Raw genomic sequence first — 21774 nt, 5'->3', positions numbered from 1 at the left:
CGCGGTTAAACCGCAGAGATATTCATTAATGATGATAAACCAGCCAGATAGTTAGCGGCTAATTTATTTGACAGACGGGGCGAAAAAGCGGAGATCCAGGAGCGTTCGCCGGATGGCGCTACGCTTATCCGGCCTACGGGTCACCCCGCAGGCCAGCATTCACGAAGATTATGCGTCGAACGGGTCGCGCAGGATCATCGTTTCAGTACGATCCGGGCCGGTAGAAATAATATCGATCGGCACTTCGGTCAGTTCTTCAATACGCTTGATGTAATCCAGCGCCGCCTGCGGCAGGCCGCTACGCTCTTTCACACCGAAAGTGGTCTCAGACCAGCCCGGCATGGTTTCGTAGATTGGCTCAATGCCTTCCCAGTCGTCAGCAGCCAGCGGCGTGGTGGTCACTTCGCGGCCATCTGGCATACGGTAGCCAACGCAGATTTTCACTTCTTTCAGGCCGTCCAGTACGTCCAGCTTGGTCAGGCAGAAGCCAGACAGGGAGTTGATCTGCACTGCACGACGCACGGCAACCGCATCCAGCCAGCCGGTACGACGACGACGACCGGTGGTCGCGCCAAACTCGTTACCCTGCTTGCACAGGAACTCGCCGGTTTCATCAAACAGCTCGGTCGGGAATGGACCTGCACCCACGCGAGTGGAGTATGCTTTGATGATGCCCAGAACGTAATCCACATAACGTGGACCCAGGCCAGAGCCGGTCGCCACGCCACCTGCAGTGGTGTTAGAGGAGGTAACGTACGGATAGGTACCGTGGTCGATGTCCAGCAGCGTACCCTGCGCACCTTCGAACATGACGAAATCGCCACGCTTGCGCGCCTGGTCCAGCAGATCGGACACATCAACAACCATACCGGTCAGAATGTCAGCGATAGCCATGACGTCATCCAGCACTTTCTGGTAGTCAACAGCGTCAGCTTTGTAGAAGTTCACCAGCTGGAAGTTGTGATATTCCATCACTTCTTTCAGTTTTTCAGCGAAGGTGGCTTTGTCGAAGAGGTCGCCCACGCGCAGACCGCGACGCGCAACTTTATCTTCGTAAGCCGGGCCGATACCACGACCGGTGGTACCGATCGCTTTCGCGCCGCGCGCTTTCTCACGCGCTACGTCCAGCGCCACGTGATAATCCAGGATCAGCGGGCAGGCTTCGGAGAGCAGCAGACGCTCACGAACAGGGATACCACGGTCTTCCAGACCTTTCATCTCTTTCATCAGCGCAGCAGGAGACAGCACAACGCCGTTACCGATGATGCTGGTGACGTTATCACGAAGAATGCCTGATGGAATAAGATGGAGGACGGTTTTTTCACCGTTGATTACGAGAGTATGGCCTGCGTTGTGACCGCCCTGGTAGCGTACAACATATTTAGCCCGTTCAGTCAGAAGATCAACAATCTTCCCTTTACCTTCGTCACCCCATTGGGTGCCCAGTACGACGACGTTGTTACCCATTTTTTTCAAAATCACCGTTTGCTTAAAAATGGATTCTACCATCGCTTTTTCAGATATACAGCACTTTTTGACCTCAAAATACGCCGATTGCGCCTACTTTTTGATCAGCCAATCGTTTTCCTCAACATGTAGTAGATCACGATGCCCGCAACCACAAGACCTCCGCCGAAACGACGCAAAATATTATCCGGCAGTTGGCTCATCGTGGCGATCATTCGGCGCCAGGCGCGCGGATAAAGCATCGGTCCAATACCTTCCAGCACCAGGACCAAAGCCAGTGCGAGCCAGATCGTTGAATTCATTTTTATTCCTTATAAAAGAAAACCACCGCTCCGTTGAGAGCGGTGGTTTGAATACTCAAACGTGCCTGAGTTTATCGCGTTGCGTTAGTCGGCGTCTTCATATAACGGAAGAAATCGCTGTCCGGGCTGAGCACCATGACATCCTGGTTGCTCTGGAAGCTATTCTCGTAAGCGCGCAGGCTACGGATAAAGGCGTAGAAGTCAGGATCCTGGCTGAAGGCATCCGCAAACAGCTTCGCCGCTTCGGCATCGCCTTCACCGCGCAGGATACGGCCCTGGCGCTCAGATTCTGCCAGCGTCTTGGTGACTTCATAGTCCGCTGCTGCACGCAGCTTCTCAGCCTCTTCCTGGCCCTGTGAACGGTGACGACGGGCTACCGCTTCACGCTCGGCGCGCATACGGTTGTAAATCGCCTCGGACACTTCCACCGGCAGGTTGATCTGCTTGATACGCACGTCAACCACTTCGATACCCAGCGCAGCCATACTGTTCGGGTTGATCACCGGCACTTTACCGTTGGTCTCCGCCTGAACGCGTTCAGCCGCTTTGGCAATCGCATCATCTGCTGCCGGCGTTGAAACTTCATCTTCCGTGCCTGCGGTACCGGAGTTCAGCGCATCGCGAACTTCCAGGGTCAGACGACCACGGGAGTCGGTCACGATGTCTTTCACATCCAGACGACCAATCTCGGAACGCAGACGGTCAGAGAACTTACGTTTCAGCAGCACTTCTGCCTGAGAAACGTCACCACCGCCCGTTGCCAGGAAGTAACGGCTGAAGTCGCTGATGCGCCATTTGATATAGGAATCAACGATCAGGTCTTTCTTCTCTTTGGTCACGAAACGATCGGCCTGGTTATCCATGGTCTGGATACGCGCATCAAGCGTTTTCACTGACTGAATGAACGGCACCTTGAAGTGCAGACCCGGCTCGTAAATCACCGGGCGTTTGTCGCCATCACGCACGACGCTGCTGAACTGGAACTTAATCCCACGCTCGCCTTCTTTCACCACAAAAATCGAGGTATAAAGCGCGACCAGTACGATGACGATGATCGCAATAACTGACTTACGCATCCTTATTCCCCCTGACGCTGGTAGTCGTTACGCTGCGCGTTAGCACGGCGTTGGTCCATGATGTCACCATCGTTCGAAGAAGGCGTTGTGTTCGTGCTGGCGCTGCCTGTTGAGGCTGGCGGCAGACGCAGCAGGTTGTTCGCGCCGCTGGTGTCGCCTTTCGCTGCTGGTGCAGAACCGCCTTTCAGCATCTGATCCAGCGGCAGAACCATCAGGTTTCCGCCTTTACTGTCGTTCACCAACACCTTGCGGGTGTGGCTCAGCACTTTTTCCATGGTCTCGATATAGAGACGCTCACGGGTAATTTCCGGCGCCGCTTTATATTCCGGCAGGATCTTCGCAAAGCGAGCCACTTCACCCTGAGCTTCCAGGATGGTCTGCGTCTTATACGCGCGCGCTTCTTCCAGAATACGCTGCGCCTGACCGTTAGCGCGTGGCTGAACTTCGTTGGTGTACGCTTCTGCTTCACGGATGTACTGCTGTTCGTTTTCACGGGCAGCAATCGCATCGTCAAATGCGGCTTTCACCTCTTCCGGCGGACGCGCAGCCTGGAAGTTGACGTCCAGCAGGGTGATACCCATATTGTACGGACGAATGGTCTCTTCCAGCTCGCGCTGGGTATCGCTACGAATAACGGTACGACCTTCGGTCAGGATACGGTCCATGGTGTATTTACCGATCACACCGCGCAGGGCGCTATCGGTCGCCTGACGCAGGCTGTCATCGGCGCTGGTCACGCTAAACAGATAACGCTCAGGATCGGTCACGCGGTACTGCACGTTCATCTCAACGCGCACCACGTTTTCGTCAGAGGTCAGCATCACGCCAGAGGCGGCCAGTTCACGGACGGATTCCACGTTTACCGCGGTCACGTAGTCAATGAAGGTCGGCTTCCAGTTCAGACCCGGCTCAACCAGATGGCTGAACTTACCGAAACGGGTGACCACGCCGCGTTCTGCTTCTTTAATGGTGTAGAACCCGCTGGCTGCCCAGATGATGACTACCGCAGCGGCCACGATGCCCACTACGCGGCCACCCATTGGCGGGCGCGAACTCTGAGTGGAATTGCCACCCGAGCCAGAACCTTTTCCTCCGCCAAGGCCACCAAGCTTCTTGCTCAGTTTGCGGAAGATATCATCCAGATCCGGCGGCCCCTGCTCGCGACCACCTTTGTTGCCATTTCCCTCAGAGTTGCCGCCAGGTTTGCTGCTTCCCCACGGGTCGCGGTCTTGTCCGTTATTACCGGGCTGATTCCACGCCATGTATATGCTCCATATTTGTTATGCAAGGGCGAATTATTCAGGCATCCCCTTTCTGATCAGACGATATAGTCGACCAGCGCAGGTTCTTGTTTACAGAGGCGACGCCAGTCAACGATCGGCATACGCACCTGCATCCCCACGCTGCCGTCATCCTCCATCCACTCTTTTTCTATCGCCTGAAGCTGATAAAACCGGCTGCGCAGCCTGCCTTCCTGTGGCGGCAGTCGCAGCGTGTGCTGAGCTACCTCACCGGAAAGACGTTCTGTCAAAGCCTGGAAAAGCAGTGGCACACCAATACCGGTCTGGGCAGAAAGCCAGACCCGAATCGGTTTGTTTTCTTCATCTCTGTCGATACGCGGTTCGAAATCGTCCAGCATATCGATCTTGTTCATGACCAACAGCGTTGGGATCTCGTGGGCATCGATCTCTTCGAGCACCACGTTCACCGCGTCGATGTTCTCCTGCACGCGCACGTCTGCCGCATCAATCACGTGCAGCAGCAGAGTCGCCTGTCGCGTCTCCTGCAGGGTGGCTTTAAACGCCGCCACCAGGTCATGCGGCAGGTGGCGGATAAACCCTACGGTATCCGCCAGCACCGTTTCACCGACGTCTGCGACGTCAATACGGCGCAGCGTAGGGTCCAGAGTCGCAAACAGCTGGTCTGCGGCATAAACCTGGGCCTCGGTTATCTGGTTAAACAGGGTGGATTTACCGGCGTTGGTATAGCCCACCAGCGACACCGTCGGGATGTCGGCTTTGGTTCGCGCCCGGCGTCCCTGTTCACGCTGTTTCTCTACCCGTTCCAGACGTGAGAGGATCTGGGTAATTCGGCCGCGCAGCAAACGACGGTCGGTTTCGAGCTGGGTTTCACCCGGGCCGCGCAAACCGATCCCGCCTTTTTGTCTTTCAAGGTGTGTCCAGCCACGCACCAGACGCGTTGCCAGATGGCGCAGCTGCGCCAGCTCAACCTGCAGTTTCCCTTCGTGGGTACGTGCACGCTGAGCAAAAATATCTAAAATCAAACCCGTGCGATCGATAACACGGCATTCGCAAAGGGCTTCCAGGTTGCGCTCCTGGGCTGGAGACAGCGCATGATCAAACAACACGACTGACGCGCCGGTTGCTTTTACGGCATCCGCAATTTCGACTGCTTTACCTTCACCAACAAAATACTTTGGGTGCGGCGCTTTACGGCTACCGGTAATCACCTGCATTGCTTCGACACCGGCGGAAGAGACCAGAGATTCAAACTCCTGGAGGTCTTCCATATCTTTGTCTTGCGAAAAATAGATGTGTACCAGCACCGCCTGCTCACCGGCATCATAACGGTCAAACAAGCGTAAACCTCTCTAAAAAGATCAGCGGGGAACGCAGGATCCCTGGCTCCCCGTGTGGATAACAGTGCGAAACCTTATTCGGTCTCGTCGCTGTCCTGCGCCGGCGTTGAAGAACCCTGCGCGCTGCTGCCATGATGGTAGTTACTACCAGTGCCGCCGCCAGCGTTATTGCTGTGATGAGATACCGGACGGGACGGAACAACAGTAGAAATAGCGTGCTTGTAGACCATCTGACTGACCGTGTTTTTCAACAGAATCACAAACTGATCGAAAGACTCAATCTGACCTTGCAGCTTAATACCATTCACCAAATAAATAGAAACTGGAACACGTTCCCGACGCAATGCGTTCAGGAACGGATCTTGTAAAGATTGCCCCTTAGCCATTCTATCTTTTCCTTATATGCTTGTTTTGTACTTAGAACCTTGCGATTCTGAAAAATTGCGCACGATACGTCTCAATTGTACACATTCAGTGAGCGATATCACCAATAACCTCAATCACTTCGTTTAACGCCTGTTGCGGTTTTTCACTGTCTAACCAGTGAACGCCGTCCCAACCGCGCAACCAGGTGATCTGGCGCTTCGCTAACTGTCTCGTGGCGCAAACACCTCTATAAACCATTTCATCGTATGAAATCTCACCTTCAAGATACGACCACATCTGGCGGTATCCCACACAACGAATGGAAGGCATGTCCGTATGCAAATCTCCACGGGCAAAAAGCGCCCGCACTTCTGCTTCAAAATCTGAAGCTAACATCTGATGAAAACGCTGCTCAATTCGCTGATGGAGCAGTTCACGGCTCGCCGGGGCGATGGCGAACTGATGCACCTGATACGGCAGAGCGTCTCCTGACGTTTGCGTCAGTTCCGTTAAAGTTTTACCCGAAATGAAAAAAACTTCCAGTGCCCGGGAAAGCCTTTGCGGATCATTTGGATGGATTCGCGCTGCAGCAACCGGGTCAATCTCCGCCAGTTGCTGATGCAAAACGTCCCAACCCTGCTCTGCCGCCTGCTGCTCAATTTTCGCTCTTACTTCCGGATCCGCAGATGGCAGAGGTGACAACCCCTCCAGCAACGCCTTGAAATAGAGCATGGTTCCGCCAACCAACAGCGGTATACGTCCCGCCGCCGTTATCTCGGCCATCTCGGCTAAGGCATCCCGGCGGAAATCCGCTGCGGAGTACGCCTGAGCCGGGTCGAGTATATCCAGCAAACGGTGCGGTGCCGCACGCAGCTCTTCTGCGTCAGGCTTCGCCGTGCCGATGTCCATCCCTCGGTAGATGAGGGCGGAGTCGACGCTAATCAACTCTACAGGCAAAACTTTACGCAACTCAATGGCTAGCGCCGTTTTGCCGGAGGCCGTTGGGCCCATTAAAAAAATTGCCTTAGGCAGGCTCGCCTTACTTGCGTCAATCATGTTTCAGGGCATTCATCGCCGTTTGTAAATCAACAGGTTGTAATAACCCACCCGGCGGCGTTTTCACCAGATGCGGACAGAGGCGTTCCACCTCCGCCAGCACGCTAATGGCCTGCGCCATACTCCACGGCGCATGTTCGCTTGCCAGATGGCGGGCGATCCACTGCGCGGTGTTGGCGGCATCAAACGATGTTTGCTGCGCCAGGTAGCCTATCAGTTCAGGAATCAAGTTTTGTAAATTTTGTTGGCGTAAGGGTAAAGGCACTGCACGAATTGTCACATGTTGTGGTTCGAGCACAGTTTCAATGCCCATTTGCGCCAGCTGCGGCTCGGCGCGCTGCAATACCCTTGTTTCTTCAGAGGATATTTTCAGGCGAACCGGAATTAACAATGGCTGCGCACAGGCTGCATTTTCGCCTGGCGTAAGCTGCACCTGTTTGAGCCAGCGTTCGGCGACCGGCAGTGCCAGAAGCATCAATTTGCCGTCACGTTCAAGCAGTGCCATATCCGGCGCGATAATCGTCAGCACCCGGCCAAAACTCTGGCTATGGCCGTCCAGAGAAGGCTGAGCGGCCGGAATGTGCTCTTTACGCTCCACGGCTGGCGTTTCCAGCAGCTTGCGGTATAACGCTCCCTGCTGCTTTTGATAGCCAGGCTGAGCATTCGGGTAGTTCGCGCCCGTCGGACGCGGTGCGCTCCCTGCAGGGGAAAAACGCGGGGCTTCCGGTTCACGCGCGACGGCAGGCTCCGCAAAATGATTGCGGCCTGCCGCTACACGGTTTTCCGGCAGCGGACGCGGTGCAGGGGCGTCGTTCTCCAGCGGCAGCGTTGGCTCTGCCTGCTGCTGCAATACTGTGGCCACGCCCTGATAAATGAAGTCGTGAACCAGACGCGACTGGTGGAACCGCACCTCATGCTTGGCGGGATGGACGTTCACATCCACCTGATGGGGGTCGATTTCCAGATAAAGGACGAAAGCAGGCTGCTGATCGGCCCCGAGTTTGTCTTCGCAGGCCTGGCGAATCGCGTGATTGATGAGACGGTCGCGCATCATGCGGCCGTTCACGTAGCAATACTGAATTTCAGCGAACGCAGCACTGCTTGCGTTTGGATCGGCAACCCAGCCGCGTAAAGCCAGATCGCCGTGCTGCCACTCAATGGCCAGTGCCTGTTCCAGAAACGGCGTACCGCAGATCGCCCCCAAACGCCGCTCTTTCTGTCCACCTTCCGCCACCGCGCGGTACTGGCGCATTACCTTGCCGTTGTGGCTGAGGTTGATGGTGACATCGAAGCGGGCCAGCGCGATACGGCGAATGATCTCGTCGATATGGCCGAATTCGGTCTTCTCGGTACGCATAAACTTGCGTCGGGCGGGGGTGTTGTAGAAGAGATCTAATACTTCCAGCGTCGTGCCGACAGGGTGCGCCGCGGGTTTGACCGTCACATCCATGTCGCGCCCTTCGGCGTAAGCCTGCCAGGCTTCCTGCTGTTCAGCGGTACGGGAGGTCAGCGTTAAGCGCGAAACCGAGCTGATACTGGCCAGCGCTTCACCGCGAAAACCGAGGCTAATAATCGCTTCCAGGTCATCGAGAGAGGCAATTTTACTGGTGGCGTGACGTGCCAGCGCCAGCGCCAGCTCGTCTTTTTTAATGCCACAGCCGTTGTCGCGAATGCGGATTAGCTTCGCGCCACCGCGTTCGATATCAATATCAATGCGGGTTGCGCCCGCATCGAGGCTGTTTTCCACCAGCTCCTTCACCACCGACGCAGGGCGTTCCACCACCTCACCGGCGGCGATTTGGTTCGCGAGCTGCGGCGGTAGAACCTGAATCGGCATGAATTCTCCTTAGTTGGTCGCGGTCATCTCACCCGGTAGCGCTGCACTGGCCGTCTGGGCAGCGCCGCTCTGCGGCGCGGACTGCAGCGGATGGGCATCAAAATATTTACGCAGACCGTTATAAATCGCTTCGGCAATTTGCTGCTGGTAGCTGTCGCTTCCCAACAGACGCTCTTCACCGTTGTTACTGATAAAGCCCGTCTCTACAAGGATGGACGGGATATCCGGCGAGCGCAGAACGCCGAGGCTGGCATGTTCCGGACGACGCTTGTGCAGCACGCCAATACTTTGCAGCTGGCTCAATACGTTAGTGGCGACATCATACCCGACGCGCTGAGAATGACCGAACTGTAAATCCAGCACCGCCTGGCTGAGGTATGGATCGGACTGGCTGTTCGCCAGCACGTCGCCCGCGCCGCCTAACAGTTCAGACTGCTTCTCATGCTCTTCCAGCCAGTTGGCCATTTCGCTGTTCGCGCGACGGTTCGACAGCACCCAAACCGAGGCGCCGGTGGCGCTACGATTCGGTGCGGCATCCGCATGAATGGAGACCAGGAAGTTCGCGTTTTGCTTACGCGCTACATCCGAGCGTCCCATGACGGAGATAAAGTAGTCCCCGTCGCGGGTCAACACGCCTTTAAACATAGGGTCGTCATTGAGCAGCGAACGCAGCTTACGCGCGATAGCGATGGTCACGTTTTTTTCTCGCGTGCCGCCTGGGCCAATCGCCCCCGGATCTTCCCCGCCGTGGCCCGCATCAATGGCGATAATCACTTTGTCACCGCTGACCGTCGCGCGTCGCGCGCTGGCCGCCGGACGCGTCACCGTATTGCTGCTGGTTGCCGCAGTAATGCGGTCGTTCTGCGATTTAAACGGATTACGCGCAGGTTCAGAAGGACGCGGAGTATATACCGGTTCTTCCACGCGCTTCGCTACGACCGGCGGCGGTGGAGGCGGTGGCGGTACGTCGGCATTGATGGTAAAGACCACCGTATAGTTCGCCCCGTTTTGCTGCTTCACCGCCTTCGTTTTGCCCTTTTCGGTCAGATCGACCACCAGGCGTAACGACTGGCTATCCTGCGGCGTTCCCGAACGGATACTTTTCACCAGGTTGTTACCGCTGAACCGCAGCGGTAGCCCCTGGATCACGCCAGTCTGCTTGATATCCAGCGCCACGCTGTGGCTGTCTGGCTGTGAAAATGCATATTCAGGATCGCCCATAAAGCTGAACGTAATCCGGGCCTGGCTTTCGCCGTTTGATACCTGAATATCTGAGAGGTTTGCCGCCCCGGCCTGCGCGCACAGCAGCACGGTGGCAGCCAACAACCAACCTTTAACGCGATTTATCATCCCGTCATCCCTACGCTTAACCGGCCAGTCGCGCCAGTAAGGAACTGCCTGATGAGGAAACAGCACTGATGCGTGCCTCACGCCCTTGTGCCTGGTAATCTAAGTGAATTTCGACATCCGGGTCAGGCAGCACACCCGCACCTTGTTGCGGCCACTCCACCAGGCAAATGGCGTCGTTGGCAAAATAATCACGGATCCCCATAAATTCCAGCTCCTCAGGATCCGCAAGGCGGTATAAATCGAAGTGGTACACCATGAGATTTTCAAGGGTGTACGGTTCGACCAGCGTGTAGGTTGGGCTTTTCACATTCCCGTTATGCCCTAACGCCTGCAAAAAACCCCGGCTGAAGGTGGTTTTACCCGCACCTAAATCACCATACAGATAAATGACGGTTGCCCCCTGACAGGCCTGCGCCACGCGCTTGCCGAGTTCTAAAGTGGCTTGTTCATCAGGTAAAGGAATCGCTCGATTAGTCATTTTCTACGTCAATCACATCCGGGTTAACAACACGCCGCAGCGTGCAAAAAAGATCGGTGGCCAGCATACCGCGTGTACCGTAACGCGCGGCCAGTTTATCCGCCGCGACGCCGTGGGCCACGCAGCCCGCGCAGGCTGCATCATAAAGGGGAAGTTTCTGTCCAAGCAATGCGCCAATGATGCCGGAAAGCACATCGCCCATGCCGCCGCTTGCCATGCCCGCATTTCCAGCATCAATAATGCCCTGCGTCTCGTCACTGGCGACAACGGTTCCTGCCCCTTTCAAAACGGCAACACCTCCGTAACGTTTTACCAGACGCTGAGCAGAAAGTAAGCGATCGCTTTCAATTTCTGCCACGCTGCAGTTAAGCAGTCGCGCGGCTTCGCCGGGGTGTGGCGTCAGAATGCGATTGTGACGCTTATCCGGGTTTATTGCCAGAAGGTTAAGCGCGTCGGCATCCCACAGCATCGGTTTACGAAAATTCTCGACCTTTTGCAGGGCCTGTTTACCCCATGCCTGCTGCCCAAGACCCGGGCCAATTACTACCACGTCCGCCCATTCCAGGCTTTCTTCAAGCGTCTGGGACGTAAGCTCATGGACCATCAGCTCCGGTCGGGCCGTCACGATCGGCATAATATTCTCAATGCGAGTGAGTACCCGCACTAATCCGGCACCGCTGCGCAGGGCCGCTTCGCCGGTCATGCGAATCGCACCTGCCGTACCGTGGTCGCCGCCAATAATCACCAGCCTGCCGTGATCGCCCTTATGGGACGTCGGCCGGCGCGGCGGGAGCCACGCAGCAAGCTGCGACGCATCAAAACGCGCGATGCGCATTTCCTGCCCGGCCAGCCAGCTCTCCAGCCCCAGCGCATTGTGGTGCAGCACGCCAACGACGTCTCGCGCTTTACCGGTCAGTAACCCCGGCTTGAGGGCGATGAAGGTCACCGTATGGGCAGCCTGAATGACCGCCCCCGGCGTCGCGCCGGTTTGTGCAATCAGGCCAGAGGGAATATCCAGGGCGACTACCGGCGCGGAATGTCTGTTTGCGTGTTCAATAAGCGCGGCAATGTTCTCACGAGGCGCACTGCGTAGACCGGTCCCCAGCAGACCATCAACAATCAGATCCACCTCTTCTGGCCAGACGATATCAGGCGCATGAATCACACCGCCTGCGTTAAGCCACGCCTCCCGCGCCGCATCGGCCTCTTCCGGCAGCGGTTTATCGCTCTCCAGGGCCAGCAACGTCACGCGAATACCTGCCGCAACCGCGAGACGGGCGACGACGTAGCCGTCGCCGCCGTTATTGCCGTGACCGCACAGAATCAGCCAGTGGGAGGCCTGCGGGTAGGCGCTCTGGGCAACGTTAAACGCCGCCTCACCCGCGCGCAGCATCAGTTCATAAAGGGTAATCCCGAGGCTGTCTGCGGCCTCTTTTTCGGCGCGCCGGAGGTCATCCGCATGCCAGATGGAATGTGGTATACTTGCGGGGTTTTTCTTCACCGTATGGTCCGTCATGTCACAGCCCCTCGATCTCAATGAATTAGCGCAAAAAATAAAACAGTGGGGTGCTGAGCTTGGCTTCCAGAAGGTGGGCATTACCGATACCGACCTTTCCGCCAGCGAGCCGAAACTGCAGGCCTGGCTGGACAAACAATACCACGGCGAAATGGAATGGATGGCGCGTCATGGCATGATGCGCGCCCGCCCTCACGAGCTTTTGCCGGGCACATTACGCGTCATCAGCGTGCGCATGAACTATCTACCTGCCAACGCGGCCTTTGCGCGCACGCTAAAAAATCCCTCACTGGGTTACGTCAGCCGGTACGCCCTGGGACGTGATTACCATAAGCTCTTGCGTAACCGTTTAAAAAAACTCGGGGAAACTATTCAGCAGCACTGTGTTTCGCTGAATTTTAGACCCTTTGTCGATTCTGCGCCTATTCTTGAGCGCCCGATCGCTGAAAAAGCCGGGCTTGGCTGGACAGGTAAGCACTCACTTATCCTCAACCGCGACGCCGGATCGTTCTTCTTCCTGGGTGAACTGCTGATTGATTTACCGCTGCCGGTAGACGGCCCGGTAGAGGAAGGCTGTGGCCGCTGCGTGGCCTGCATGACCATCTGCCCGACGGGTGCCATCGTCGAGCCTTACACCGTTGATGCGCGCCGCTGCATCTCCTACCTCACTATCGAACTGGAAGGGGCCATTCCCGAAGAGTTTCGACCGCTTATTGGCAACCGCATCTACGGCTGCGACGACTGCCAGCTGATCTGCCCGTGGAACCGCTATTCGCAGCTCACGGACGAAGAGGATTTCAGCCCGCGTAAGGCGTTGCATGCCCCGCAGCTCATTGAGCTGTTCGCCTGGAGCGAGGCCTGGTTCCTGAAGGTGACGGAAGGTTCTGCCATTCGCCGTATCGGCCATCTGCGCTGGCTGCGTAATGTTGCCGTCGCGCTGGGTAATGCCCCGTGGGATGAAGCGAACGTGCGGGCGCTTGAAAGCCGTAGAGGTGAGCACCCACTTCTTGATGAACATATAGAATGGGCGATTGCGCAGCAAATTGAGAAGCGTAATGCCTGTACGATCGAGGTGCAGCTACCGAAGAAACAGCGTCTGGTGAGGGTGATTGAAAAAGGGCTTACGCGGGATGCCTGAACTATTCACAGCCTGTGAATAAAATTACAAACTCAAGCGCCATCTGGGCTAGAGAAGAGGTCAAGTGATCTCACTAACATTTTGAAATGAAAATTTATCCATTAAATACAGTGTGTTAAGTGGATACTATTCACCCTGCTAAGTTTTAACCCTGTTCAGGGTAAGTGCGGTTTCTGTGGATAACTCTGTTCACAAGAGTATTTCAGAGACAATAGAAAACGTCCCCAACGAATCTTTTCGCTGTGGATACTTTAGAGATGAAGAAGAATTTGGAGCGGGAAACGAGACTCGAACTCGCGACCCCGACCTTGGCAAGGTCGTGCTCTACCAACTGAGCTATTCCCGCTTAATCTGTGTCTTTCAAGCTGCCACTGCGTTGGCTGCCTTCACTCACCTTAGTCACTTACTCAAGTAAGCTCCCAAGGATTCGTTCAGTTGCCGCCTTGTTGCAACTCGAAATCCCACGATTTGGTGGTCTGTGCTTTAGAAGCACTTTCAAATTTTGGAGCGGGAAACGAGACTCGAACTCGCGACCCCGACCTTGGCAAGGTCGTGCTCTACCAACTGAGCTATTCCCGCAAATCTGCACTGCTTTTGTTGCTGTCGTAACGTGTAATTCTCTGTCGTTACGGGAGGCGCATTATACGAGAAATCCTTTTAGCTGCAACCCCCCTTAAAGCGATTTTTTCGAAATTAAGTTCAAATGCTTATTTAATCGGCAAGCTGAACAATTTAACGACAAAAACCCGGCCACGCAAGGCGCCGGATCGCAAAATCACAGCTTAATAAAGTTTTCGCGGTAGTAGGAAAGCTCCGCCACGGACTCACGGATATCGTCCATCGCCTGGTGGGTCCCCTGCTTTTTAAAGCCGTCGAGGATTTCAGGCTTCCAGCGACGCGCCAGCTCTTTCAGGGTGCTGACATCCAGATAGCGGTAGTGGAAGTAAGACTCCAGCTCCGGCATATACTTAAACAGGAAACGGCGATCCTGGCCGATGCTATTCCCACATATTGGCGATTTGCCTGCCGGAACCCACTGTTTCAGGAACTCAAGCGTCGCCAGCTCCGCCTCGCGGTCACCGAACGTGCTCGCCTTCACGCGCTCCACCAGGCCACTGCCGGTGTGGGTGCGCACGTTCCATTCATCCATCAACGCCAGCTGATCGTCGGACTGATGCACCGCAATCGTTGGCCCTTCCGCCAGGATATTCAGGTTGGCGTCCGTCACCAGCGTTGCAATTTCAATGATGCGATCGCGCTCGGGATCCAGTCCGGTCATTTCGAGATCGATCCAAATCAGGTTGTTTTCATCCGCGCTCATGTTATTTTCCACCCTTCTCGCATAACCGGCAGTAGCAGGTTAACTAGTATTAATTAGAGTGTATCATAGAGGTTTTGCCCCTTACGGGCGACCAGGAGCCAGCGCGATTGAGTAAAAATAAACTCTCCAAAGGGCAGCAGCGCCGCGTAAACGCCAACCACCAGCGCCGTCTTAAAACCACTTCGGAGAAGCCGGATTATGACGACAACCTGTTTGGTGAAGCGACAGAAGGCGTAGTCATCAGCCGTTTCGGTATGCATGCCGATGTCGAATCCGCCGACGGAGATATTCACCGTTGCAATATCCGTCGCACCATCCGTTCACTGGTTACCGGCGATCGCGTGGTCTGGCGTCCGGGTAAAGAGGCCGCTGAAGGTGTCACGGTTAAGGGCATCGTTGAAGCCGTGCATGAACGCACGTCGGTACTCACCCGCCCGGATTTCTACGATGGCGTAAAACCGATTGCCGCCAACATTAACCAGATCGTCATTGTTTCGGCGATTTTACCTGAGCTTTCGCTCAATATTATCGACCGATACCTTGTCGCCTGCGAAACGCTGCAGGTTGAACCGATTATCGTGTTGAACAAAATCGATCTGCTGGATGACGACGGCATGGCCTTCGTGAATGAGCAGATGGATATCTACCGCAAGATTGGTTATCGCGTGCTGATGGTCTCCAGCCACACCAAAGATGGCCTGAAACCGTTAGAAGAGGCGCTGACCGACCGTATCAGCATCTTTGCGGGCCAGTCCGGCGTGGGTAAATCGAGCCTGCTGAACAACCTGCTTGGCCTCCAGCAAGAGATCCTGACTAACGATGTGTCCAACGTATCGGGTCTGGGCCAGCACACCACCACCGCCTCGCGTCTGTATCATTTCCCGCACGGCGGCGACGTGATTGACTCCCCAGGGGTGCGTGAGTTCGGTTTGTGGCACCTTGAGCCGGAACAAATCTTTAACGGATTTGTCGAATTCCATGATTATTTAGGCGCTTGTAAATACCGCGACTGTAAACACGATAACGACCCAGGGTGCGCTATTCGAGAAGCGGTTGAGAAAGGCGAGATCGCAGAAACCCGCTTCGAGAATTACCACCGTATTCTTGAGAGCATGGAAGACGTAAAAACGCGTAAAAACTTTTCTGATTCTGATAACTGACAACTAAGCTAAGCATCGCTAAAATCGTCCCCTTTTTTCAGGTTCCGGCGGCTTAACGCCGGATCAGGAACGACAAAACAATGGCCTGGAGGCTACCTTGTTAAACGCATTTAAACTTTCGCTTCAATACATTCTGCCAAAACTGTGGCTCACTCGCCTGGCGGGCTGGGGCGCAAGCAAACGCGCGGGCTGGCTGACCAAACTGGTCATCGATCTTTTCGTAAAATATTACAAGGTCGACATGAAAGAGGCGCAAAAGCCGGACACCGCCAGCTACCGCACCTTCAACGAGTTCTTCGTGCGTCCGCTGCGTGACGAAGTGCGCCCGCTGAACACCGACCCTAACGTTCTGGTGATGCCAGCAGACGGCGTGATAAGCCAGTTGGGTAACATCGAAGACGACAAAATCCTGCAGGCGAAGGGCCATAACTACAGTCTGGAAGCGCTGCTGGCAGGTAACTACCTGATGGCGGATCTGTTCCGTAATGGTACGTTTGCCACGACCTATCTGTCACCACGCGACTATCACCGCGTGCACATGCCGTGTAACGGTATCCTGCGTGAAATGATTTATGTCCCAGGCGACCTGTTCTCCGTAAACCATCTGACCGCGCAGAACGTGCCGAACCTGTTTGCCCGTAACGAGCGCGTCATCTGTCTGTTCGATACTGAATTTGGTCCTATGGCACAGATTCTGGTGGGTGCGACCATTGTAGGCAGTATCGAAACCGTCTGGGCCGGCACCATCACCCCACCGCGCGAAGGCGTGATCAAACGCTGGACCTGGCCTGCCGGTGAAGCGGAAGGCTCTGTGGCCCTGCTGAAAGGTCAGGAGATGGGTCGCTTCAAGCTGGGCTCGACCGTGATTAACCTGTTTGCGCCGGGCAAAGTGAAGCTGGCTGAACACCTCGAAAGCCTGTCAGTTACCAAACTGGGCCAGCCGCTGGCGGTCTCTACCGAAACCTTCGTGACGCCAGATGCAGAGCCTGCGCCGTTGCCGGAAGAAGAGATCAAGGCCGAGCACGACGCCAGCCCGCTGGTTGACGACAAAAAAGACGAAGGCTAACAACAGAAGGATCGCTGACGTGCGCCCGATTATCGTTCTACTGATGGCCTGGTGCCTCAGCATGGGGGCGTACGCAGCGACAGCCCCCGACGCCAAACAGATAACTCAGGAACTGGAGCAGGCAAAAGCGGCCAAACCCGCTCAGCCAGAGACCGTCGAGTCGCTCCAGGCTGCCCTGAACGCGCTTGAGGAGCGGAAAGGCTCTCTTGAGCGCGCTCAGCAGTATCAGCAGGTTATCGACAACTTCCCCAAACTCTCGCAGACGCTGCGCACGCAGCTTAATAATTTGCGTGACGAACCGCGCGATGTGCCCGCAGGGATGACCTCCGACGCACTAAACCAGGAGATCCTGCAGGTCAGCAGCCAGCTTCTGGAAAAGAGCCGCCTTGCTCAGCAGGAGCAGGAGCGCGCGCGCGAAATCGCCGACTCGCTCAGTCAGCTTCCGCAACAGCAAACCGACGCCCGTCGCCAGCTTAATGAAGTTGAGCGCCGTGTGGGTACGCAAAGCGGCAACACGCCGCAGGCGCAGGCCCAAAATCTGGGTCTGCAGGCAGAATCGGCTCGCCTGAAGGCCCTTGTCGATGAGCTCGAGCTGGCGCAGCTTTCCGCCAATAACCGCCAGGAACTGTCGCGGATGCGCTCAGAACTCGCTCAGAAGCAGAGCGAGCAGTTAGACGCGTATCTTCAGGCCCTGCGCAACCAGCTCAACAGCCAGCGTCAACGCGAAGCGGAGCGCGCGCTGGAAAGTACCGAACTGCTCGCTGAAAACAGCGAAAATCTGCCTGCCGGTATCAACGAACAATTCAGGGTCAACCGCGAGCTTTCCGCCGCGCTGAACCAGCAGGCGCAGCGCATGGATCTGGTTGCCTCGCAGCAGCGTCAGGCCACCAATCAAACCCTTCAGGTTCGCCAGGCGCTCAACACCCTGCGCGAGCAGTCCCAGTGGCTCGGGTCATCTAACCTGCTGGGCGAAGCGTTGCGCGCCCAGGTCGCGCGCCTGCCGGAGATGCCGAAGCCGCAGCAGCTGGATACCGAGATGGCCCAGCTGCGCGTTCAGCGACTGCACTTTGAAGATCTCCTCAATAAACAGCCGCAAATCCGCCAGATCCGTCAGGCTGACGGACAGCCCCTGACCAGCGAGCAAAACCGCATTCTGGAAGCCCAGCTGCGTACCCAGCGTGAACTGCTGAACTCTCTGCTCCAGGGCGGGGATACGTTGATTCTGGAGCTGACCAAGCTAAAAGTATCCAACAGCCAGCTGGAAGATGCGCTGAAAGAGGTGAACGAGGCGACGCACCGTTATCTCTTCTGGACGTCCGACGTGCGTCCAATGACCTTCTCGTGGCCGATTGAGATTGTTCAGGACCTGCGCCGCCTGATTTCACTGGACACCTTCAGCCAGCTGGGACAGGCCAGCGTGATGATGTTCACCAGCAAAGAGACCATTTTCCCGCTGCTGGGGGCGTTGATTCTGGTGGGCTTCAGCATTTACTCGCGCAGACATTTCACCCGTTTCCTGGAGCGTTCCAGCTCCAGGGTCGGGAAAGTCACCCAGGATCACTTCTGGCTGACGCTGCGCACCGTATTCTGGTCGATTCTTGTCGCCTCCCCGCTGCCGGTGCTGTGGATGACGCTAGGGTATGGCCTGCGGGAAGCCTGGCCCTATCCGCTCGCGGTCGCGATTGGCGATGGCGTCACCGCCACGGTGCCGCTGCTGTGGGTGGTCATGATTTGCGCCACCTTCGCACGCCCTAATGGCCTGTTCATCACCCACTTTGGCTGGCCGCGTAATCGCGTCGCGCGCGCCATGCGCTACTACCTGATGAGCATCGGGTTGATTGTGCCGCTGATTATGGCGCTGATCATGTTCGATAATCTCAACGACCGGGAATTCTCAGGCTCGCTGGGCCGCCTCTGCTTTATGCTGATATGCGGGGCGCTGGCTATCGTCACGCTCAGCCTGAAACGCGCGGGTATTCCGCTCTATCTGGATAAATCCGGCAGCGGCGAAAACATGTTTAACCGGCTGCTCTGGAACCTGCTGCTTAGCGCGCCGCTGTTTGCGATGCTGGCAGCCGCAGTGGGCTATCTGGCAACCGCGCAGGCGCTGCTGGCGCGGCTGGAAACCTCGGTGGCCATCTGGTTCCTGCTTCTGGTGGTGTACCACGTGATCCGCCGCTGGATGCTGATCCAGCGCCGCCGCCTGGCCTTTGACCGAGCCAAGCATCGTCGGGCGGAGATCCTCGCCCAGCGCGCGCGGGGTGAGGAAGAGCCAAACCACGTCAACAGTACGGAAGGCACGACGGATGCGGACGAGGTTGAACTGGATCTGGATGCCATCAGCACCCAGTCCCTGCGCCTGGTTCGCTCCATCCTGATGCTGATTGCCCTCCTGTCGGTGATCTTCCTGTGGTCAGAGATCCACTCCGCATTTGGCTTCCTGGAGAACATCTCTCTCTGGGACGTGACGTCCACGGTGCAGGGTGTTGAAAGCCTGGAGCCGATTACCTTAGGGGCGGTGCTGATTGCCATTCTGGTGCTGATCATCACCACGCAGCTGGTGCGCAACTTCCCGGCGCTGCTGGAGCTGGCGCTGCTGCAGCACCTGGATTTAACCCCGGGGACGGGTTATGCGATTACGACCATTACCAAATATCTGATCATGCTGTTTGGCGGGCTGGTTGGCTTCTCAATGATCGGTATTGAGTGGTCGAAGCTCCAGTGGCTGGTAGCGGCTCTTGGTGTAGGGTTGGGTTTTGGTTTACAGGAGATCTTCGCCAACTTCATCTCTGGCCTGATCATTCTGTTCGAAAAACCGATCCGTATTGGCGATACCGTGACGATCCGCGATCTGACCGGCAGCATTACAAAGATCAACACCCGTGCGACGACGATCAGCGACTGGGACAGGAAAGAGATCATCGTGCCAAACAAGGCGTTTATCACCGAGCAGTTCATCAACTGGTCGCTGTCAGACTCCGTTACCCGTGTGGTGCTGACGGTACCGGCACCCTCGGATGCCAACAGCGAAGAGGTCACCCAGATCCTCTACACCGCCGCTGAGCGCTGCTCGCTGGTCATCGACAACCCGGCGCCGGAAGTCTTCCTTGTGGATTTACAGCAGGGGATTCAGATTTTCGAGCTGCGTATCTACGCCGCCGAAATGGGCCACCGTATGCCGCTGCGCCATGAGATCCACCAGCTGATTCTGGCGGGCTTCCGCGAGCACGGTATTGATATGCCGTTCCCACCGTTCCAGATGCGTCTGGAAACTCTGGACGGACGTAAAACGGGAAGAACGCTGACGTCAGCGGCGCGTACGCGCCCGGCGGGAAGTTTGTAACGCTTCTCCCCTCCCTTTCGGGAGGGGAATATTCCCGCTACGCCACTTCTGCGACGTACGCCATCGCGCGTCGACGGTAATTCTCATAAATCCCCATCGCCAACAGCGAGAAGAAGATTGGGCCGCCGACCATCCACAGCGCGCTGTTCCAGTCATTCGCCTCAATTACCGGCTGAATAATGGTAAAGATGTTGGCAAACGCCACCACCAGCACCACCACCGTGGTGGCCAGCAGCGTTGCCGCGCGGGTTTTAAAAATCACAAACGGACGTTCAAGATCCTGCTTCGCCTTAAAGAACGGGAATGCCAGGGTCAGGAACAGGTACGGCAGCGTCATCGACACGTTCGCCATCAGGGTCAGCTTGTTATAGAACGCCGATGCGGTATCGCCGCCAAATGACACCAGCAGAATAAACACGCACACCAGCAGACACTGCATCCACATGGCGTTGGCAGGCATGCCTGCGGTATTGAGTTGGGTCATGCGTCCCGGCCACAGCGCTTTTGGCGTCCCCTGGATGATCGCTTTCAGCGGCGAGTAGATCAGCGTGAAGAACGCACCGGTATAGGCAAGGAACATCGACAGGCCGGTAATACGCGCAAACCAGACTCCCATTATCGATGCCGCCTCGGGACTCAGATTCATCGCCTGTCCCAGCGTCATCCCCAGGCTTTTCATCAACACATAGGTGATGTTGCCAAGGTTAGTGGTGTTGTTGCTCAGCACCTGCTGCCAGTTGGTGCTGACGCCCCAGAGGAAAATCGCCAGCGAATAGCCGATGGAAATGACGATGGCGGCAAAAATAATGCCTTTCGCAAAGTTCTTTTCCGGGTTCTCCGTTTTATCGACTAGGCCGCCTACGGCTTCAATACCGCCGTAAGCGAAGATGGCAAACACCACGAAGGAGAGCATAGCGAGCCCGGACTGGTAGCCCGGATTCGGCGAGGAGGCAAAATTAACCTCCTGCGCGAAATGGCCGCCGTTCAGGCACAGGATAGCGATGCTCGCCAGCAGCAGTACCAGATTCAATCCCATAACCGAGATCCCGCCCACGGCGGTAATCCGGGCAATTTTGTTGATACCTTTAGACGCTACCAGGGTGACCAGCACCATCCAGCCTACCGCCAGAACCCCGACAACCTGCGTGGAGCTCAGCCCGGCTAAAGACCAGACCTGCGTTTTATCGGCACCGAAAAGAAACGTTGAGAACGGCACCCAGACTTTGGCCGCCGTACTGACCATCCAGACGACGTAGGATGAGAACCACATAAACGTGCCGATAAACGCATAGCGCGGCCCGACGCTGTTATTCATCCATGAGTAGATCCCGCCCTCTTCTTTCCGGTAAGCCGAGCCCATCTCCGCCATCATCAGCGCAAACGGGATAAAGAAGAACAGAGCAGAAACGATATAAAACGGCGTCGCGCTGTAGCCCATCAGATAGAACGCTGACGGGCTGTTGGCAAAGCCAAAGACTGAAGTAAATATCATCAGAATGAGCCCGGTAAGGGTCATCTTTTTGAGTGACTGGGACATAGAACCATCCGAAGAGGAATTAAACTGCGCGGATGGTAGCAGAAGACCAGATAAAAATTGCGCCTATAAGGAGCAAATTAAGAAAAAGACCCGTGTATAGAGAAAGTGGCAGTTTTTAATGTTGTTGTGCGGAAATGGAAAGGTTAATTGACAGGAATGGTA

17 protein-coding genes and 2 tRNA genes are annotated in these 21774 nt (G+C 56.1%); 4 read left to right on the top strand and 15 right to left on the bottom strand.

Annotated features, from left to right (window positions below; all coding sequences use genetic code 11):
- Positions 1–168: 168 nt before the first annotated feature.
- The 11 genes from L370_RS13030 to nnr all read right to left on the bottom strand — a co-directional run bounded on the left by L370_RS13030 (position 169) and on the right by nnr (position 12047).
- Positions 169–1467, bottom strand: a complete 1299-nt coding sequence (locus L370_RS13030; protein WP_024907332.1) for an adenylosuccinate synthase — start codon at positions 1465–1467, stop codon at positions 169–171.
- Positions 1468–1571: 104 nt separating this feature from the next.
- Positions 1572–1769, bottom strand: coding sequence for a DUF2065 domain-containing protein (locus L370_RS13035; RefSeq protein WP_023334251.1), 198 nt, complete (start codon positions 1767–1769; stop codon positions 1572–1574).
- Between the two features lie 71 nt (positions 1770–1840).
- Complete coding sequence (gene hflC, locus L370_RS13040; protein WP_023334250.1) at positions 1841–2845, bottom strand: protease modulator HflC; 1005 nt, start codon at positions 2843–2845, stop codon at positions 1841–1843.
- A 2-nt stretch (positions 2846–2847) separates the two neighbouring features.
- Positions 2848–4107, bottom strand: a complete 1260-nt coding sequence (hflK, locus tag L370_RS13045; protein ID WP_023334249.1) for an FtsH protease activity modulator HflK — start codon at positions 4105–4107, stop codon at positions 2848–2850.
- Between the two features lie 56 nt (positions 4108–4163).
- Positions 4164–5444 (bottom strand): ribosome rescue GTPase HflX, encoded by a 1281-nt coding sequence (hflX, locus tag L370_RS13050; protein WP_023310136.1) that lies wholly within the window; start codon positions 5442–5444, stop codon positions 4164–4166.
- A gap of 74 nt (positions 5445–5518) precedes the next feature.
- Entirely contained in the window at positions 5519–5830 is a 312-nt protein-coding gene (gene hfq / locus L370_RS13055; protein WP_023334248.1) for an RNA chaperone Hfq, read from the bottom strand.
- A gap of 85 nt (positions 5831–5915) precedes the next feature.
- Positions 5916–6866, bottom strand: coding sequence for a tRNA (adenosine(37)-N6)-dimethylallyltransferase MiaA (gene miaA, locus L370_RS13060; RefSeq protein WP_023334247.1), 951 nt, complete (start codon positions 6864–6866; stop codon positions 5916–5918).
- Positions 6859–8703 carry a DNA mismatch repair endonuclease MutL gene (gene mutL / locus L370_RS13065; protein ID WP_023334246.1) on the bottom strand — a complete coding sequence of 615 codons (1845 nt, stop codon included), beginning with the start codon at positions 8701–8703 and terminating at the stop codon, positions 6859–6861. Before mutL ends, miaA begins: the two co-directional genes overlap by 8 nt.
- Positions 8704–8712: 9 nt before the next feature.
- Positions 8713–10053, bottom strand: coding sequence for an N-acetylmuramoyl-L-alanine amidase AmiB (gene amiB / locus L370_RS13070; RefSeq protein WP_032641364.1), 1341 nt, complete (start codon positions 10051–10053; stop codon positions 8713–8715).
- Positions 10054–10069: 16 nt separating this feature from the next.
- Positions 10070–10531: a tRNA (adenosine(37)-N6)-threonylcarbamoyltransferase complex ATPase subunit type 1 TsaE gene (gene tsaE, locus L370_RS13075; RefSeq protein WP_013095283.1), complete on the bottom strand. Its 462-nt coding sequence runs from the start codon at positions 10529–10531 to the stop codon at positions 10070–10072.
- Positions 10524–12047: a bifunctional ADP-dependent NAD(P)H-hydrate dehydratase/NAD(P)H-hydrate epimerase gene (gene nnr, locus L370_RS13080; RefSeq protein WP_032666562.1), complete on the bottom strand. Its 1524-nt coding sequence runs from the start codon at positions 12045–12047 to the stop codon at positions 10524–10526. Before nnr ends, tsaE begins: the two co-directional genes overlap by 8 nt.
- Between nnr and queG the strand changes: the two genes are divergently transcribed.
- Positions 12046–13185, top strand: a complete 1140-nt coding sequence (gene queG / locus L370_RS13085) for a tRNA epoxyqueuosine(34) reductase QueG (RefSeq protein ID WP_023334243.1) — start codon at positions 12046–12048, stop codon at positions 13183–13185. The genes nnr and queG overlap by 2 nt on opposite strands.
- Before the next feature lie 270 nt (positions 13186–13455).
- Here the strand turns inward: queG and L370_RS13090 are convergent.
- From L370_RS13090 to orn, 3 genes are all read right to left on the bottom strand, one after another.
- Positions 13456–13531: transfer RNA gene (locus L370_RS13090), tRNA-Gly, on the bottom strand.
- Positions 13532–13688: 157 nt separating this feature from the next.
- Positions 13689–13764: transfer RNA gene (locus L370_RS13095), tRNA-Gly, on the bottom strand.
- A gap of 196 nt (positions 13765–13960) precedes the next feature.
- Positions 13961–14506, bottom strand: coding sequence for an oligoribonuclease (gene orn / locus L370_RS13100; protein ID WP_023310130.1), 546 nt, complete (start codon positions 14504–14506; stop codon positions 13961–13963).
- Between the two features lie 107 nt (positions 14507–14613).
- Between orn and rsgA the strand changes: the two genes are divergently transcribed.
- The 3 genes from rsgA to mscM all read left to right on the top strand — a co-directional run bounded on the left by rsgA (position 14614) and on the right by mscM (position 20075).
- Positions 14614–15666 (top strand): small ribosomal subunit biogenesis GTPase RsgA, encoded by a 1053-nt coding sequence (gene rsgA, locus L370_RS13105; protein ID WP_023334242.1) that lies wholly within the window; start codon positions 14614–14616, stop codon positions 15664–15666.
- A 97-nt stretch (positions 15667–15763) separates the two neighbouring features.
- Positions 15764–16732 carry an archaetidylserine decarboxylase gene (gene asd, locus L370_RS13110; protein WP_023334241.1) on the top strand — a complete coding sequence of 323 codons (969 nt, stop codon included), beginning with the start codon at positions 15764–15766 and terminating at the stop codon, positions 16730–16732.
- 19 nt (positions 16733–16751) lie between these two features.
- Positions 16752–20075 carry a miniconductance mechanosensitive channel MscM gene (gene mscM, locus L370_RS13115; protein WP_023334240.1) on the top strand — a complete coding sequence of 1108 codons (3324 nt, stop codon included), beginning with the start codon at positions 16752–16754 and terminating at the stop codon, positions 20073–20075.
- A gap of 37 nt (positions 20076–20112) precedes the next feature.
- On the opposite strand, the gene yjeM is transcribed toward mscM, so the two are convergent.
- Positions 20113–21612, bottom strand: a complete 1500-nt coding sequence (yjeM, locus tag L370_RS13120) for a glutamate/gamma-aminobutyrate family transporter YjeM (protein ID WP_023334239.1) — start codon at positions 21610–21612, stop codon at positions 20113–20115.
- Between the last annotated feature and the right edge of the window lie 162 nt (positions 21613–21774).

This window comes from Enterobacter sp. MGH 24, assembly GCF_000493015.1.
GTDB lineage: Bacteria > Pseudomonadota > Gammaproteobacteria > Enterobacterales > Enterobacteriaceae > Enterobacter.
This window is presented reverse-complemented; position numbering and strand designations above follow the sequence as displayed.

Excerpts from the sequence above, each read along its gene's own strand:
- L370_RS13030 (WP_024907332.1), bottom strand. The coding sequence starts at position 1,467 with ATGGGTAACAACGTCGTCGTACTGGGCACCCAATGGGGTGACGAAGGT.
- L370_RS13035 (WP_023334251.1), bottom strand. The coding sequence starts at position 1,769 with ATGAATTCAACGATCTGGCTCGCACTGGCTTTGGTCCTGGTGCTGGAA.
- hflC (WP_023334250.1), bottom strand. The coding sequence starts at position 2,845 with ATGCGTAAGTCAGTTATTGCGATCATCGTCATCGTACTGGTCGCGCTT.
- hflK (WP_023334249.1), bottom strand. The coding sequence starts at position 4,107 with ATGGCGTGGAATCAGCCCGGTAATAACGGACAAGACCGCGACCCGTGG.
- hfq (WP_023334248.1), bottom strand. The coding sequence starts at position 5,830 with ATGGCTAAGGGGCAATCTTTACAAGATCCGTTCCTGAACGCATTGCGT.
- miaA (WP_023334247.1), bottom strand. The coding sequence starts at position 6,866 with ATGATTGACGCAAGTAAGGCGAGCCTGCCTAAGGCAATTTTTTTAATG.
- mutL (WP_023334246.1), bottom strand. The coding sequence starts at position 8,703 with ATGCCGATTCAGGTTCTACCGCCGCAGCTCGCGAACCAAATCGCCGCC.
- amiB (WP_032641364.1), bottom strand. The coding sequence starts at position 10,053 with ATGATAAATCGCGTTAAAGGTTGGTTGTTGGCTGCCACCGTGCTGCTG.
- tsaE (WP_013095283.1), bottom strand. The coding sequence starts at position 10,531 with ATGACTAATCGAGCGATTCCTTTACCTGATGAACAAGCCACTTTAGAA.
- queG (WP_023334243.1), top strand. The coding sequence starts at position 12,046 with ATGTCACAGCCCCTCGATCTCAATGAATTAGCGCAAAAAATAAAACAG.
- nnr (WP_032666562.1), bottom strand. The coding sequence starts at position 12,047 with ATGACGGACCATACGGTGAAGAAAAACCCCGCAAGTATACCACATTCC.
- orn (WP_023310130.1), bottom strand. The coding sequence starts at position 14,506 with ATGAGCGCGGATGAAAACAACCTGATTTGGATCGATCTCGAAATGACC.
- yjeM (WP_023334239.1), bottom strand. The coding sequence starts at position 21,612 with ATGTCCCAGTCACTCAAAAAGATGACCCTTACCGGGCTCATTCTGATG.